The 13,413-nt window shown below is 52.7% G+C and carries 15 protein-coding genes; 11 read left to right on the top strand and 4 right to left on the bottom strand.

The window, feature by feature from the left end; all coding sequences use genetic code 11:
- Positions 1-10 precede the first annotated feature (10 nt).
- Entirely contained in the window at positions 11-1,207 is a 1,197-nt protein-coding gene (locus tag EL386_RS11120) for an acetylornithine transaminase (RefSeq protein ID WP_126457340.1), read from the bottom strand.
- 170 nt (positions 1,208-1,377) lie between these two features.
- Positions 1,378-1,971 (bottom strand): urate hydroxylase PuuD, encoded by a 594-nt coding sequence (locus tag EL386_RS11115; protein WP_126456212.1) that lies wholly within the window; start codon positions 1,969-1,971, stop codon positions 1,378-1,380.
- A gap of 151 nt (positions 1,972-2,122) precedes the next feature.
- On the opposite strand from EL386_RS11115, the gene EL386_RS11110 reads away from it, so the two are divergent.
- From EL386_RS11110 to EL386_RS11075, 8 genes are all read left to right on the top strand, one after another.
- Positions 2,123-3,655 (top strand): hydantoinase B/oxoprolinase family protein, encoded by a 1,533-nt coding sequence (locus tag EL386_RS11110; RefSeq protein WP_126457339.1) that lies wholly within the window; start codon positions 2,123-2,125, stop codon positions 3,653-3,655.
- Positions 3,652-4,020, top strand: coding sequence for a BON domain-containing protein (locus EL386_RS11105; protein ID WP_126456211.1), 369 nt, complete (start codon positions 3,652-3,654; stop codon positions 4,018-4,020). Before EL386_RS11110 ends, EL386_RS11105 begins: the two co-directional genes overlap by 4 nt.
- 57 nt (positions 4,021-4,077) lie before the next feature.
- Positions 4,078-5,859, top strand: a complete 1,782-nt coding sequence (locus EL386_RS11100) for an N-acetylglutaminylglutamine amidotransferase (RefSeq protein ID WP_126456208.1) — start codon at positions 4,078-4,080, stop codon at positions 5,857-5,859.
- Positions 5,860-5,998: 139 nt separating this feature from the next.
- A complete protein-coding gene (grxD, locus tag EL386_RS11095; protein WP_126456206.1) occupies positions 5,999-6,337 on the top strand; it encodes a Grx4 family monothiol glutaredoxin in 339 nt (112 codons plus the stop codon).
- Between the two features lie 250 nt (positions 6,338-6,587).
- The gene (locus EL386_RS11090; RefSeq protein WP_126456204.1) at positions 6,588-7,049 is read left to right on the top strand and encodes a thioredoxin domain-containing protein; all 462 of its coding nucleotides are present in this window, start codon (positions 6,588-6,590) and stop codon (positions 7,047-7,049) included.
- A 222-nt stretch (positions 7,050-7,271) separates the two neighbouring features.
- Positions 7,272-8,291 (top strand): MBL fold metallo-hydrolase, encoded by a 1,020-nt coding sequence (locus tag EL386_RS11085; protein ID WP_126456202.1) that lies wholly within the window; start codon positions 7,272-7,274, stop codon positions 8,289-8,291.
- A 126-nt stretch (positions 8,292-8,417) separates the two neighbouring features.
- Positions 8,418-9,215 carry an AraC family transcriptional regulator gene (locus EL386_RS11080; protein WP_126456200.1) on the top strand — a complete coding sequence of 266 codons (798 nt, stop codon included), beginning with the start codon at positions 8,418-8,420 and terminating at the stop codon, positions 9,213-9,215.
- A gap of 97 nt (positions 9,216-9,312) precedes the next feature.
- Positions 9,313-9,828: a GlcG/HbpS family heme-binding protein gene (locus EL386_RS11075; RefSeq protein ID WP_126456198.1), complete on the top strand. Its 516-nt coding sequence runs from the start codon at positions 9,313-9,315 to the stop codon at positions 9,826-9,828.
- Positions 9,829-10,057: 229 nt separating this feature from the next.
- Here the strand turns inward: EL386_RS11075 and EL386_RS11070 are convergent, their stop codons facing one another.
- Positions 10,058-10,402 (bottom strand): winged helix-turn-helix transcriptional regulator, encoded by a 345-nt coding sequence (locus tag EL386_RS11070; RefSeq protein ID WP_126456196.1) that lies wholly within the window; start codon positions 10,400-10,402, stop codon positions 10,058-10,060.
- A 102-nt stretch (positions 10,403-10,504) separates the two neighbouring features.
- Between EL386_RS11070 and EL386_RS11065 the strand changes: the two genes are divergently transcribed.
- Positions 10,505-11,263: an SDR family NAD(P)-dependent oxidoreductase gene (locus EL386_RS11065; protein ID WP_126456194.1), complete on the top strand. Its 759-nt coding sequence runs from the start codon at positions 10,505-10,507 to the stop codon at positions 11,261-11,263.
- Positions 11,264-11,329: 66 nt separating this feature from the next.
- Here the strand turns inward: EL386_RS11065 and rnt are convergent, their stop codons facing one another.
- A complete protein-coding gene (gene rnt / locus EL386_RS11060; RefSeq protein WP_126456193.1) occupies positions 11,330-11,962 on the bottom strand; it encodes a ribonuclease T in 633 nt (210 codons plus the stop codon).
- A 147-nt stretch (positions 11,963-12,109) separates the two neighbouring features.
- On the opposite strand from rnt, the gene EL386_RS11055 reads away from it, so the two are divergent.
- The gene (locus EL386_RS11055; protein ID WP_126457338.1) at positions 12,110-13,018 is read left to right on the top strand and encodes a LysR family transcriptional regulator; all 909 of its coding nucleotides are present in this window, start codon (positions 12,110-12,112) and stop codon (positions 13,016-13,018) included.
- Between the two features lie 34 nt (positions 13,019-13,052).
- Positions 13,053-13,400 (top strand): Crp/Fnr family transcriptional regulator, encoded by a 348-nt coding sequence (locus EL386_RS11050; RefSeq protein ID WP_126456192.1) that lies wholly within the window; start codon positions 13,053-13,055, stop codon positions 13,398-13,400.
- The last annotated feature ends 13 nt before the right edge of the window (positions 13,401-13,413 follow it).

Below are 13,413 nucleotides of genomic sequence, written 5' to 3'. Positions count from 1 at the left end.
ATACGTTTCCTTACACTGCTGCGCTGGTCGCTTGCTCGGCAACAAAGGCTTCAACCAGGCTACTGACCTTGTCAATGATCATGTCGGCCTCGGCGTCGCTGATGATCAGTGGTGGCAGCAGACGAATGACCTTGTCGGCGGTGACGTTGATCAGCAGGCCATTCGCCAGGGCCTCGCCTACCAGCGCCGCACAGGGGCTATCGAGTTCGATACCCAGCAGCAGGCCCTGGGCACGGATATCGACCACATGGGCGTTATCGCCGAGCCGCGCCTTGAAGCCATCAAGGAATTTCTGACTGAGGACGTTGGCGCGCTCAATCAGGCCTTGCTGTTCGATGCTATCAATCACGGCCAATGCCGCGCGACAGGCCAGCGGGTTACCGCCAAAGGTCGAGCCATGGTTACCCGGTTGAAAGACCTCGGCGGCCTTGCCACCGGCCAGGCAGGCACCGATAGGCACACCATTGCCGAGTGCCTTGGCCAGGGTCATGACATCCGGCTGGATGCCGTTGTGCTGGAAGGCAAACCATTTACCGGAGCGACCCATACCGGTCTGTATTTCATCCAGCATCAGCAACCAGTCGTTTTCATCACAGATCGCACGCAGGCCGTTGAGGTAGTCGGCGGCGGGGATGTTGATCCCGCCTTCGCCCTGTATCGGTTCAACGAGTACGGCGACGACGCCATCGGTGTTCCTGGCCACGTTGCGGATTGCCCCGAGGTCGTTATACGGCACACGGATGAAGCCCTGTACCAGTGGCTCAAAGCCGGCCTGCACCTTGCGGTTACCGGTGGCGGAGAGGGTGGCCATGGTGCGGCCATGGAAACTGCCATCGGCAACAATGATGTTCGGCTGGGCGATGCCCTTTTTGTGACCATAGAGGCGGGCGATCTTGATCGCGGCCTCGTTGGCCTCGGCGCCGGAGTTGCTGAAGAAGGCACGCTGCAAACCAGAAAGCGTGGTGAGCTTTTCTGCCAGCAGGCCCTGCACCTCGATGCCATACAGGTTCGAGGTGTGTACGAGCGTCGCGGCCTGGTCACAAATGGCCTTGGTCACGGCCGGGTGGGCATGGCCGAGGCCACAGACGGCAATACCGCCGAGCGCGTCGAGATATTTGTTACCTTCACTGTCCCACAGCCAGGCGCCTTCACCACGGGTGAAGTTTACCGGCAGGCGGGTGTAGGTGTTCATGAGTGCATCCATCATCATCGTGTCCGTAAAAACAAAAAAGGCAGTCCCACAAGGGCACCGCCATCAAGATAAAGACTGAATTTTAAACCTAAATGACTATAAATCAAGCCATTTAATACTTGCTTTGAAAAGACAAAACCCGGTGCCGAGGCACCGGGTTTCGCATTCAGACCCTGCCAGAGAGCTTACAGTGGCATACCACCGTTGTGGAAGGTGCTGGCGGTCATGGCCAGCAGCATCGGGATTGACAACAGGGTGTTGGTACGTGAGGCCATAAGCGCCCAGACCTTGCACTTGGCAATCTTCTCCGGTGAGGCTTCCTTCATACCGAGGATACGCTTCTGGCAAGGCCAGATGATGCCCCAGACGTTCAGCAGCATGATAGTACCCAACCAGGCACCGACACCGATAACGGCAGCGTGAGGTTGCAGGGTGAAGGCGGCGTGCAGGATACCCAGTTTCCACAGGGCAGCAGCACCAGACAGCCAGGTCAGCAGGGCGGCCCAGCGGAACCAGGCCAGGGCGCGTGGGGCGATATACTTGTTAATAGCCGCTGGACCGGGTTCTTTTTCGGCAAGGGCCTGGCCAACGCCGGGAACCTGAACGAAGTTGAAGTAGTACAGCAGGCCGATCCAGAGGACACCGACAATGGCATGGAACCAGATGGTCCACTCAATAGGGTTGCCTGTTCCGGCTTCGCCCTTCATAACGAAGACCATAATGAGGGCCAATATGACACCTGAAATAATCGTACCCGGGATAGACTTTAATGGATTCATGGATGGATCCCCTTTCTTATTGAATAACTTAGCAAATTAGTGGGCCATTATAATCCAGCGGGTAGCGAATGCAATACGGTTAAACGGCTTTTATTTCGCCAGGATGAGCGGCCCTGTCCGCCCCGGCCAACTCTGTGTAGACTTTGCTCGCATGGATGCCGTTGAACTGACTTTATTTGCCAGCCGTATCGAGGCCGTCTGCGAGGAGATGGGCGCACGCCTGCAATGTGCGGCCTTCTCACCGAATATAAAAGACCGTCTGGATTTTTCCTGTGCTGTGTTCGATGCCGCGGGTGAGTTATGCGCACAGGCCGCGCATATCCCGGTGCACCTGGGCAGCATGGCCTTTGCCATGCGCGATATCGTCGCCGAGGTGGATTGGCATGTCGGTGACATGGTCGTGCTCAACGACCCCTTCTTTGGTGGCACCCACCTGCCCGATGTGACCCTGATTGCACCGCTATTTATTGATGGGCAGTTAATGGCCTTCGTCGTCAACCGTGCCCACCATGCCGACATCGGTGCCGACTCGCCCGGCTCGATGCCGATCAGCCACAGCCTGCAGGAAGAGGGGTTGATCATCCCACCGTCAAAATTGCTGCGTGGCGGCAATATTGATGAAGACCTGTTTAGGCACATTATCGGTCACCTGCAGCACGAACAGCAGGCGCGCGGCGATTTCGCTGCACAGATCAGTGCCAACCAGGCCGGTCTTGCCCGCCTGCAGGAACTCGTTAGCGGCCTGGGTCGCGAGTCTTTTGCGCAGGGGTTGGTGGAACTGAATGACTATGCCGAACGCCTGGCACGGAGTGCCTTGAGTGACATCCCCGATGGTGTGTACCGCTTCGAGGACGTCATGGATGATGACGGCCTCGGCCATGAAGATTTGCCGATTATCGCCACGCTTACGGTTAGCGGTGATGACATCGCAGTGGATTTTACCGGCACGGCCGCGCAGACGCCGGGCAACATCAACTGCCCCTTGTCGGTCGCCGCGGCCGGGGTCTACTACGTGTTTCGTTGCCTGATGCCGGCGCATACGCCGGCCTGTGCCGGCAGCTTTCGCAGTATCCGCCTCAGCGCGCCGGCAGGTTGTTTGCTCAATGCGAAGCGCCCGGCCGCGGTCGCGGCAGGCAATGTCGAGACCAGCACGCGGGTGGTCGATGTCATTATGGGGGCACTGGCGCAGGCAATCCCGCAGCGCATCCCGGCGGCCAGTCACGGCAGTATGAACAACATCGCCATGGGCGCACGCGGCGAGCAGCCGTGGGACTATTACGAGACCCTCGGCGGCGGCATGGGCGCGGGTCAGCAGGGCGGTGGCCTGAGTGCCGTGCAAACGCATATGACCAACACGCTGAATACACCCATCGAGGTGTTGGAGATGCACTATCCCTTGCGTATTAATCGTTACGCGGTCCGAGAGGGGTCGGGGGGTAGCGGGCAGCACCGGGGTGGTGATGGCCTGGTGCGTGAATATGAATTTTTGGCACCGACTTCGGTAACCTTGCTGACGGAACGGCGGCGGCATCGTCCCTGGGGCGTGGCCGACGGCGAGGCAGGACAGGCCGGTGAGAACCGTTACAATGATAAGATTGTGGCGGGTAAGGTCAGCCTGTGGGTTGCAGCCGGTGACAGGATCCGCATCAGCACGCCGGGTGGCGGTGGTTGGGGTAAGCCATGAACAAGGGGTTTGGCAAGATGACAACACGTTTACTCATACTAAGTAGTGTAATTATGATCATGGGCCTGAGCGGTTGCGCAGGTGCCCTGGTGGGTAACACACAACCGGGGACGTATCAGGGGTCGAACACGGATCGCAGTCATGCACAAATCAGTACAGACGGTGCCATCACCTCGAGCATCCGCTCACGTTATCGCAGTGATAGTCTGCTCAGTGCAGCGGACATCCAGGTGAGTACTTATCGTAATGTCGTTACCCTCTATGGGCAGGTCGCCAGTCGTCGCATCGCCGATCGTGCAGTGGGTATTGCCCGTGGGGTTAGCGGTGTCAGCCGGGTGGTGTCGAAGCTGTCCGTTGCCCCCTAGACGGTATTGTTTATCGTTATCGTTTTTTCTCTTTGATTAATATTCAGGAAGCTCCTTGTGTGCGGTATTTGTGGTGAATTACGTTTTGATGGCTCGCAACCCGAGCAGGCGGCGATCGATCGCATGCTCAAGGTACTGGTACCGCGTGGCCCGGATTCGGGCGACAGTTATCTGGAAGGGGCTTTAGCGCTCGGACATCGTCGTCTGGCGATCATTGATCTGTCTGCTCGCGCGAATCAGCCGATGCTTGATACCGAAACCGGTAACCGGCTGGTATTTAACGGCACTATCTATAATTACCGTGCATTGCGCGATGACCTGCGCAAGCGCGGCCACAGTTTTACCAGTGATGGCGACAGTGAGGTTATCCTCAAAAGTTATGCCGAGTGGGGTGAGCAGTGTGTTGAGCATTTTCACGGCATGTTTGCCTTTGCCCTCTGGGATGTAAAGCGTCGTCAGTTGTTCATGGCCCGCGACCGTCTCGGCATCAAACCGTTTTATTATGCGCGTCAACGTGGTCGTCTGCGCTTTGCCTCCAACCCGCAGGCCCTGCTCGCCGCGGGCGGCGTCGATACCTCTCTTGATGCAGTCGCCCTGCATCATCAACTGACCTTGCATGCCGTGGTGCCGGCGCCGCGCACCGTGCTGAGCGGGGTACGCAAACTGGAGCCGGGCACGACCCTGACCATCCAGGCCGATGGCAAGACGGAGCATCGTCGTTACTGGCAACTCACGGCCCAGCGCCCTGCACAAGACATGAGTGAAGACGAGTGGGTCGAGGCGACCCATGTTGCGCTGCGTACCGCCGTGGATCGTCGCCGCCTCGCCGCGGATGTGCCGGTCGGTGTGCTGCTCTCCGGCGGCCTCGATTCGAGCCTGCTGGTGGCGATGTTGTGCGAAGCGGGGCAGAAAGATTTAAAAACCTTCTCGATCGGTTTTGAAGATCAGCCCGAGGAGAAGGGCAGTGAATTTGAGTTCTCTGACCAGGTCGTGGAACGCTATGGCACTGAGCACTACAAATTCCTCATCCCCAACGATCAGGTCCTGACACGGCTGCCCGAGGCCGTGGACAGCATGGCCGAGCCCATGGTGGGCCAGGACGCAGTAGCCTTTTATCTGCTCTCCGAGCGTGTCTCGCAGGAAGTTAAGGTCGTGCAGAGTGGCCAGGGCGCTGACGAGGTCTTCGGCGGCTATTTCTGGTACCACCGAATGGCCGCTGAAAAGGGTGACTACCTCGAGCGTTTCCGTAAACATTATTTTGACCGCCCGCATCACGAATTGCTCGCCGCGCTGGAGCCGGTCTGGCATGGGCTGGATTACACCGGCGGGTTGATCGGCGAGCGCCTGCATCGCGAGGGCGCAGACAGCTTCATGGATCAGGTGTTGCGCATGGATACGACCATGCTTATCACCGATGACCCGGTCAAGCGTGTCGATAACATGACCATGGCCTGGGGGCTGGAGGCGCGTGTGCCCTTCCTCGATCACGAACTGGTCGAGCTGGCCATGCAGATGCCACCGGAAATGCGCCTGCGCGAGGGCGGCAAGTACCCGCTCAAGGCTATTTCGCGTGGTCGCATCCCGGATGCGGTTATCGACCGACCCAAGGGTTACTTCCCGATGCCGGCCTTGAAGTATGTGCGTGGCGAGTTTCTTGATTTCATGCGTGACATCCTGCACTCACAGGCCTGCCGCCAGCGGGGCCTATTCCAGCAGGCCTATGTCGAGCAGCTGCTGGCCGCCCCGGAACGCTACCTGACGCCGATTATGGGCAGTAAGCTCTGGCACCTGGCCCTGCTGGAATTCTGGTTGCAGCGTAACGTCGATGGGGCGGGCTAGAACCCCTCGCCCAAACCCTGTAGACTAGCCGCCTATATCCAGGGTAAAACAGTCAGGTATTTGAAATGCGGGTAGATGCCCCCATATCAAAGGTAGGTAGCACCCGTATTCGTTGTAAAAACATGAGGTTGTATTTGTTATGGATCCATTAGAGCGCATCAAACAGCAGGTCGAGAGCACCCCGATCGTGCTGTACATGAAGGGCACGCCCCAGTTCCCGCAGTGTGGTTTTTCCAGCCGTACCGCCCAGGCCCTGCAGAACTGTGGCGTCGAGTTTGGTTATGTGAACGTCCTCGCCGACCAGGAAGTCTACGAAAACCTGCCAGCCTTTGCCGACTGGCCGACCTTCCCGCAGCTTTATATCAATGGCGAACTGGTTGGTGGTTGTGACATCACCCTCGAGCTGTTCCAGAGTGGTGAGCTGCAGAAAATGGCCCAGGCCGCGGCCGGTAGTTCAGAAGCGAGTTCTGAAGCGTAACAGGTTCAGGAATTTCTCTGAGCAAAAACGGCGCCCCGGAAACCGGGGCGCCGTTTTTTATGCATCGTGCCACATTACAACAAGTCACCTCCGTTACTGAGCGGCTTGTCCATATTTCGATATTTCATGTCTTTATCACGATACCACTTAAGCATATTAGTGCGCATACTTTCAAACAAGAGGAAATAAACTATTTAGCGTCATTTATCAGCAACCGTATGTCTTTCATATACAACACGAGAGGTTAATCATGAAAATGCCAAATAAATTACATTATGCTGCCATGGTTTTGATACTTGGATTCAGTGTGAATGCATCGTATGCAGGAAATAGTGTTATACCCGAGGTTGATATTGCCGATCTGGCTGTACTTGCAGGAGATGCAGCAGAAAAGAACAAACAACTGATGATTGTATATTATCAGGACGAATGCGCGGTCTGTAACGATATAAATTTAGGCACAGATCTGGATGACAGTTACATGCTTTACAAAACGGATGTGTCAGCAGGTTTTAATGTCATTTGCCCGAATGGAGAAGAATTTGCCAATAATGAATTTATGTTTATAAAAGGCATCAGTAAATTACCTGCCGTTATTTTTACTGACCGACTTGGAAATGTAGCCATTGTGGAAAATGCTGTAAATGATAAAGCCAGTCTGGTTTCTGCGGCTGAAAAAAACCGCAGCCATGCTATCGCGGCACTGCAATAACTGAAGACAATAGCAAAAGCTGTTGATTATACAGCGCCGTATTCCCAGGAAAACATTGGCATCAGCTCAAGGCGGACCGCCAGTGTTTATTTCGTATGTCTTATTAACACAACCATGAAGGTTCCTCGAAGGCCGGGTTGTGTCATATGTCATTGTGGTACTTGTAGCCGGACGGCGCTATTGTCGGCCAGATTATCGTCATTTGCTCACAGGGAGAGATAAATGAAAATAAATAAAAAATGGCGAAGGCGTATATCAAATACCGTTGGCCTTTTTTTTGTGCCTGTGATGTTACTCGTAAATAGTAGCCAGGTACTGGCCCGTGTGCCCAGTTTATCAAACCCAAACCTGCAGCAGATCAATCGACAGGCGTATGTGCTGGTGGGGGACATGGACAGACAAACAGTCGAAAACCAGGGTTTTAATTCCAATATTACATTTTTTATCACAAGGTCATCGGTGGTCGTGGTCGATCCGGGAAGTTCAGCTCGGATTGGACGCATGGCAATCAATGAGATCAAAAAGATTACTAATAAGCCAGTAACACATGTGATCAATAGTCACTTTCATCCCGATCACTGGCTGGGTAATCAGGCTTTTTCTGAATTAATGCCACCGCCAAAAATTATTGCCCATCCCAATATGAAGGTAATGGCAAATAAAACCTCAGAAAGCGCCATAAAGCGACTAAACAATCTGACTAAGGGGGCGCATGCTGATACCCGGGCCGTTTTACCGAATACCTTGGTGAATGGGGGTGAAGAACTCAATATTGGGGGCTTGACCTTCAAGCTTATACATCCTCGACATGCACATACCACGGGGGACCTGATGGTTTATGTGCCGGAACTTAAAACTATAGTCACGGGGGATGTGTTTTTTTATAAACGCACTCCAGGTTTGCAGCATGCGAGTACCAAGGGAAATGCCCAAGCCCTGGATAAACTGATAGAACTTGATATTGATCATGTTATTCCCGGGCATGGCCCGATAACCAACAAGCATGGCTTGAATTATATGCGTAATTATCTATCTTTATTATATAAAGAGGTAAAGAAATATTACGATTTGGGCCTGACTGACCGTGACATGATGGAAAAAATTAATGTTGGCATGTACCGGGATATGTCTGGTTTCGAAAATCGTTTTCCAGTCAATGTTAATGCCATGTATCAGCAGGTAGTCCAGGAGGCCGGGCATCAGCTGTTTCTGAAGCAAATTGGCGTTAATGCTTCGCATTAATGCTATGCTCGGATTGGCTTGCGGTCTGTTTGCTATGCACCGGTAACCGTTCTCAGAAAAAGATAATGATAAGTCCATGTTTAAGATACTGCATCAGAAGTAGTCATTATTAAAGAATAGCTAAACATGAAAAAGCACTTGCCAGTAGTTTCATCATCCGATGCCGGAAATATCAGGGATCCCTCGCGGTCGGTACTGGCGGATATCAGTTGGGTGCATGAGCCGCATTCGATTGCGCCGCACAGTCATGTGCGAGGGCAGTTGATTTATGCCACGAGCGGCAGCTTGAATATTAAAAGTGGTGGCCCGGTATTTGTAGTGCCGCCACAATTCGCCGTCTGGATTCCGCCGGGCGTAACGCACTCTGTTACTGCCTCTCAGTCGATTGATTACTGTTCATTATTTATTGATGAAACCTCAAGTGATATGATGTCTATGCAATCGCAGTTATTGCATTTGACACCATTGCTAAAAGAGCTGACAAGGACTGCGGCGGAAGATGATCATTCTTGTGTGACGGGTGCCGAGGAACGGCTTAATGCGGTTATACTGGATCAATTACAGTTACTGCAACCGACCCAGGTTGCGGTGCCCGTTCCGTCCTCGGAACGCCTGTATGTGATGGTGGAGCACTTCATAAATAATCCGGCAGAGGGCATTGATATGACGCACTGGGCAACCAGGTTATCAATGAGTGAGAGGACTCTTGCACGGTTGTTCAAGAAAGAAACCGGCCTGACTCCGGTGCAATGGCTACATCATTTGCGAGTATTAAAGGCAATTGAGTTGCTCGAAGGTGGAGAGTCCGTGAAATGCGTGGCCTTTGATGTAGGTTACAATCAGGCCAGTGCCTTTATTTCCATGTTTAAGAAGATAGCGGGTCACACGCCTTCCACTTACGCAAAAAAATTCACGCTGCACTGAAATGTCTGATACGCGATATTGTGTGTCTATTTGAGGATATTCTCACACGTCTCTATTGATCCATACTGGATGTTGCAATCATTCAGGAGAAGCGATCATGTCTCGCATAGCAGTATTAATGTTAACTTTATTGATATCGTCAGTAACTCAGGCAGAAGAAGCCGCTGGTATATTTAGTACGCGTAGTTTATCGGTTGACCTGGCTTCGAAGGCCGCCTGGAAGGCGTTACTGGATTGTCGCAAACGGGGTTATTCCGTTGCAACAGCCGTGGTTGACCGTGGTGGAAATGTGCAGGCCCTTTTCAGAGATCAGTTTGCCGGGCCGCATACACCAGAAACCGCTATAGGCAAGGCCTGGACAGCAAACAGTTTCCGGCAAAACACCGGTGAATTGGCGACATTACTGAAACAAGGTGTTATCCCTGAGCAGGTACAACACAATCCTGGGGCATTACTGGTGGGTGGTGGCGTGCTGATAACCTCACAGGGTGAAATCATTGGGGGCATTGGTGTCTCTGGGGCGCCTCCCGGGAAATCAGAACGTGAGAGCATTGATGGTGCATGTGCGCTTGCTGGTGTTGAGGCTATTCGTGAAAACCTTGAATTTGACTAGTTAGCACGGCATTTGAGCCACATGACAAACCGGGTTCAGAATAGGGCGCCGCGGCAACGGGGTGCCGTTTTTTTGATTTGTCCTTAAGTTTAATTACGAACCTTGGTTAACCGGTATATATTCATTGTCATATGGAACGGTTTCTTTAAGTAATGGAATAAGCACTAAGCCAAATCCTGCAGGTTAAATATGTCACCAATCCCTTTTGTGCTTTTGTACATGAGTTTTATTATGACTTTCTCTCAAGCTTGTACTGTAGTTCCTTAATCGCATCCAGTAGAGGCAAAAATTCCTTGCCGAATTCTGTCAAATGGTACTCGACCCTGGGTGGCACTTCCGGGTAGGCGATTCTCTTTAATATGCCTAACTCCATCATTCTTTTAAAATAATGATTTTTTACTTTTGGAGTAAGGCCGGTCAGGCGACGTTCGATTTCGCCTGGTCTCGTTGTGCCCTCAGAAATCAGTTTGAGGATACGCAATGACCACTTACAGCCAAATACTGCCTCAACCGTGAGGGCAACATCCGGGCTGGCGTTAGAAAAATCATCTGGTTTTGTCTTGGTTTTTTCCATTTTTTTCACAAAAGAAAGTCGACTATCAAATAAGTGCGTGCTGTTCAGTATATCCATTCCACCCTAGTATTTCAGTCTTGTTAATAATCGGGAGTACTATTTATGAGTTTACAGGGCAAAGTGGCTGTAGTCACAGGTGGTGGCAGTGGAATGGGTGCCGATATAGCGCGCAAGCTTGTTAATTCGGGCGCCAAAGTCGTCATTAATGGCCGCAATAGCAAAAAACTATCCGATGTTGCCAAGGATATTGACCCTGAGGGAAATAATATAGCCTGTATCAGCGGTGATATCGGTAAACACGAAACTCGTCAGAATATTATCGATACTGCGCTGTCCAGTTTTAATGGCCTTGATATCCTGGTTAATAACGCAGGTATATTTTTCCCCAAGCCATTTCTTGAACATACTGAAAGTGACCTTGAGCAGTATTTAAATGTTTTACGCGGCTACTTCTTTCTTACTCAACTGGCAGTAAAAAATATGCTGAATAACCGTCATAGCGCTATCATTAATATCGGTTCCATGTGGTCGTTGCAGGGCATCGCGGCAACACCAAATAGTGCTGCGGCAACGGCAAAAGGCGGAGTACATGCGCTGACACGCAACCTTGCGATCGAGTTTGCACATAAAAATATTCGTGTTAATGCAATCGCCCCGGCCGTTGTGGAAACACCTCTATATGACCCGATTATGACAAGGCAACAACTCTCCACCTTCAAGAGTTTTCATCCTTTAGGTAGAAATGGTGTGACTAATGATATTTCAAGAGCAGTACTGTTCCTTGCAGATGAGGATTCGTCTGGCTGGATTACCGGGGTAATATTACCTGTTGATGGCGGTGTTACTGCAGGTCGGCACTAAAATCGGGCCATAGAGTACGGCGCCCCGTTTCCGGGGCGCCGTTTTTTTATACTCGGCTACGGCGTATTAACTTTGTTGCAGGCGATTCCAGGTATTCATGATCTTGCAGAACAGCGCCGCGGTCCGCTCGGTATCGTAAAGGGCCGAGTGGGCCTCCTTTTCGTCCCATTCGAGGCCGGCGGCCTGTACGGAACGCGCCAGCACGGTCTGGCCATAGGCGAGTGCGCCGAGGGTGGCGGTGTCGAAGCTGCTGAAGGCGTGGAAGGGGCTCTTCAGTTTGGCGCGCTTGACGGCGGCGTTGAGAAAGCCGAGGTCAAAAAACGGATTGTGGCCGACGAGGATGGCGCGGCTGCAGCCGGTCTGTTTCAGCTCGGCGCGGATCGGTGTGAAGATCTTGTCCAGCGCCTCGTCCTCGCGTTTGGCGAAACGGAACGGGTGATGGGGGTCGATGCCGGTGAAATCGAGCGATTTCTGCTCGAGGTTCGCACCCGGGAACGGCTCGACGTGCACGGAGACACTCTCGCGCTGGTAGAGCATGCCGTCCTTGTCCATGCCGATAGTAATGGCGGCGACCTCGAGCAAGGCGTCTGTCTCGGCATTAAAACCACCGGTCTCAACATCGACGACGACGGGCAAAAAGCCGCGGAAACGCTGGTGAATAGCGGATTTTTTAGTTTTTGTGTGGTTACTTGGGCTCATAACTATATCAGTCAATACTTTATAAACTGTTCTAATGGGTGCCAAATGGCATATAATCGCCGACCCGGCCTGTTCGGAACCGCGCCGAGACCACTATCAGGGATTGAGTGGGTCGACTATAACCCAGAATTAGATAACAGGATCGTCATGGCTGATCGCAGACTACAAGTTTTTCATACCGTTGCTCGTCATCTGAGCTTTACCAAGGCCGCCGAGGCCCTGCATATGACGCAGCCGGCGGTAACCTTCCAGGTTCGACAACTGGAGGAGTATTTTAACACCCGTCTGTTCGATCGCACGCACAATCGCATCAGTCTGACCGATGCCGGGCATCGCGTCTATGGTTATGCGGATCGTATTTTTGAGCTGTACGGGGAAATGGAAAATGCGGTGCGTGAGCTCACCGGTGAGATCAGCGGCCTGGTGATCATCGGTGCGAGTACCACGATCGCCGAATACATGCTGCCGGCCCTGCTCGGTGACTTCAAGGCCAAGTACCCGGATGTGAATGTCCGCCTGAAGGTGTCGAATACCGATGGCATCGTGCAGATGGTCGAGAACAATATCATCGACCTCGGTGTGGTCGAGGCCCCGGTCAGCAACAAGAACCTGGCCGTGGAAGTCTGTCGCATGGATCAACTCGTCTTGATCGTGCCCACGGATCACGCATTGGCCAAGGAAAGCAGTGTCGAGATCAGCAAGCTGGTCGACTACCCGTACATCTGTCGTGAAGAAGGCTCCGGTACCCGTGAGGTGATCGCCGAGTACATGCAGAGCCATGGTATGAAGGGCACACTGAATATCAACATGGAATTGGGCAGCCCCGAGGCGGTCAAGGGCGCTGTGGAAGCGGGCATGGGGATCTCCGTGGTCTCACTCGCCACAGTCAGCAAGGAACTGAAACTCGGTACCCTGGTGGCGCTGAAACTGGAACCGCCTCTGGAACGGCCGTTCTCTTTTGTGCACCAGAAACAGAAATTCCGCTTGCGTGCCATGGACGAATTGCTTGAGTTTGCTCAGAATTACTGCAAGACCCATTCAGAAGCCAAGGTGTGAAGGTCGTTAAGCCGTTGTCTTTATTTATCTTATTATGGCATCGGTAAAAAACAGCTTACTGGAAATCCTCGCCCAACTGAGTCGTGATGAACAAGCGGCCTTGCTCGACTATGCCGAATTCATGCTCTCACGTTCCGAGCATGCAAAAACCCTGTCGATTCGTGAACCTGTGGATATCCCACGTCCCGAGCAAGAGACCGTACTTGCGGCGATGCGTCGCTTATCCGACACTTACCCGATGTTGAATAAAGACAAGATTTTACACGAGGCGGCTGGCCTGATGTCCGCGCATGTCATGCAGGGCCGTGAGGCGCATATGGTCATTGACGACCTTCAGGTGTTGTTTCATCGTCATTACGAAATTCTCATTGAACAAAAATAATAATAAGGATGGC

It is taken from the genome of Sulfuriflexus mobilis (assembly GCF_003967195.1).
GTDB classification, from domain to species: Bacteria; Pseudomonadota; Gammaproteobacteria; order AKS1; family AKS1; genus Sulfuriflexus; species Sulfuriflexus mobilis.
This window is presented reverse-complemented; position numbering and strand designations above follow the sequence as displayed.

Coding starts and splice junctions, on each gene's coding strand:
- EL386_RS11115 (WP_126456212.1), bottom strand. CDS start 1,971: ATGAATCCATTAAAGTCTATCCCGGGTACGATTATTTCAGGTGTCATA.
- rnt (WP_126456193.1), bottom strand. CDS start 11,962: ATGAGCCCAAGTAACCACACAAAAACTAAAAAATCCGCTATTCACCAG.
- EL386_RS11050 (WP_126456192.1), top strand. CDS start 13,053: ATGGCATCGGTAAAAAACAGCTTACTGGAAATCCTCGCCCAACTGAGT.
- EL386_RS11090 (WP_126456204.1), top strand. CDS start 6,588: ATGAAAATGCCAAATAAATTACATTATGCTGCCATGGTTTTGATACTT.
- EL386_RS11110 (WP_126457339.1), top strand. CDS start 2,123: ATGGATGCCGTTGAACTGACTTTATTTGCCAGCCGTATCGAGGCCGTC.
- EL386_RS11070 (WP_126456196.1), bottom strand. CDS start 10,402: ATGGAAAAAACCAAGACAAAACCAGATGATTTTTCTAACGCCAGCCCG.
- EL386_RS11080 (WP_126456200.1), top strand. CDS start 8,418: ATGAAAAAGCACTTGCCAGTAGTTTCATCATCCGATGCCGGAAATATC.
- EL386_RS11055 (WP_126457338.1), top strand. CDS start 12,110: ATGGCTGATCGCAGACTACAAGTTTTTCATACCGTTGCTCGTCATCTG.
- EL386_RS11065 (WP_126456194.1), top strand. CDS start 10,505: ATGAGTTTACAGGGCAAAGTGGCTGTAGTCACAGGTGGTGGCAGTGGA.
- EL386_RS11120 (WP_126457340.1), bottom strand. CDS start 1,207: ATGATGGATGCACTCATGAACACCTACACCCGCCTGCCGGTAAACTTC.
- EL386_RS11105 (WP_126456211.1), top strand. CDS start 3,652: ATGAACAAGGGGTTTGGCAAGATGACAACACGTTTACTCATACTAAGT.
- grxD (WP_126456206.1), top strand. CDS start 5,999: ATGGATCCATTAGAGCGCATCAAACAGCAGGTCGAGAGCACCCCGATC.
- EL386_RS11075 (WP_126456198.1), top strand. CDS start 9,313: ATGTCTCGCATAGCAGTATTAATGTTAACTTTATTGATATCGTCAGTA.
- EL386_RS11085 (WP_126456202.1), top strand. CDS start 7,272: ATGAAAATAAATAAAAAATGGCGAAGGCGTATATCAAATACCGTTGGC.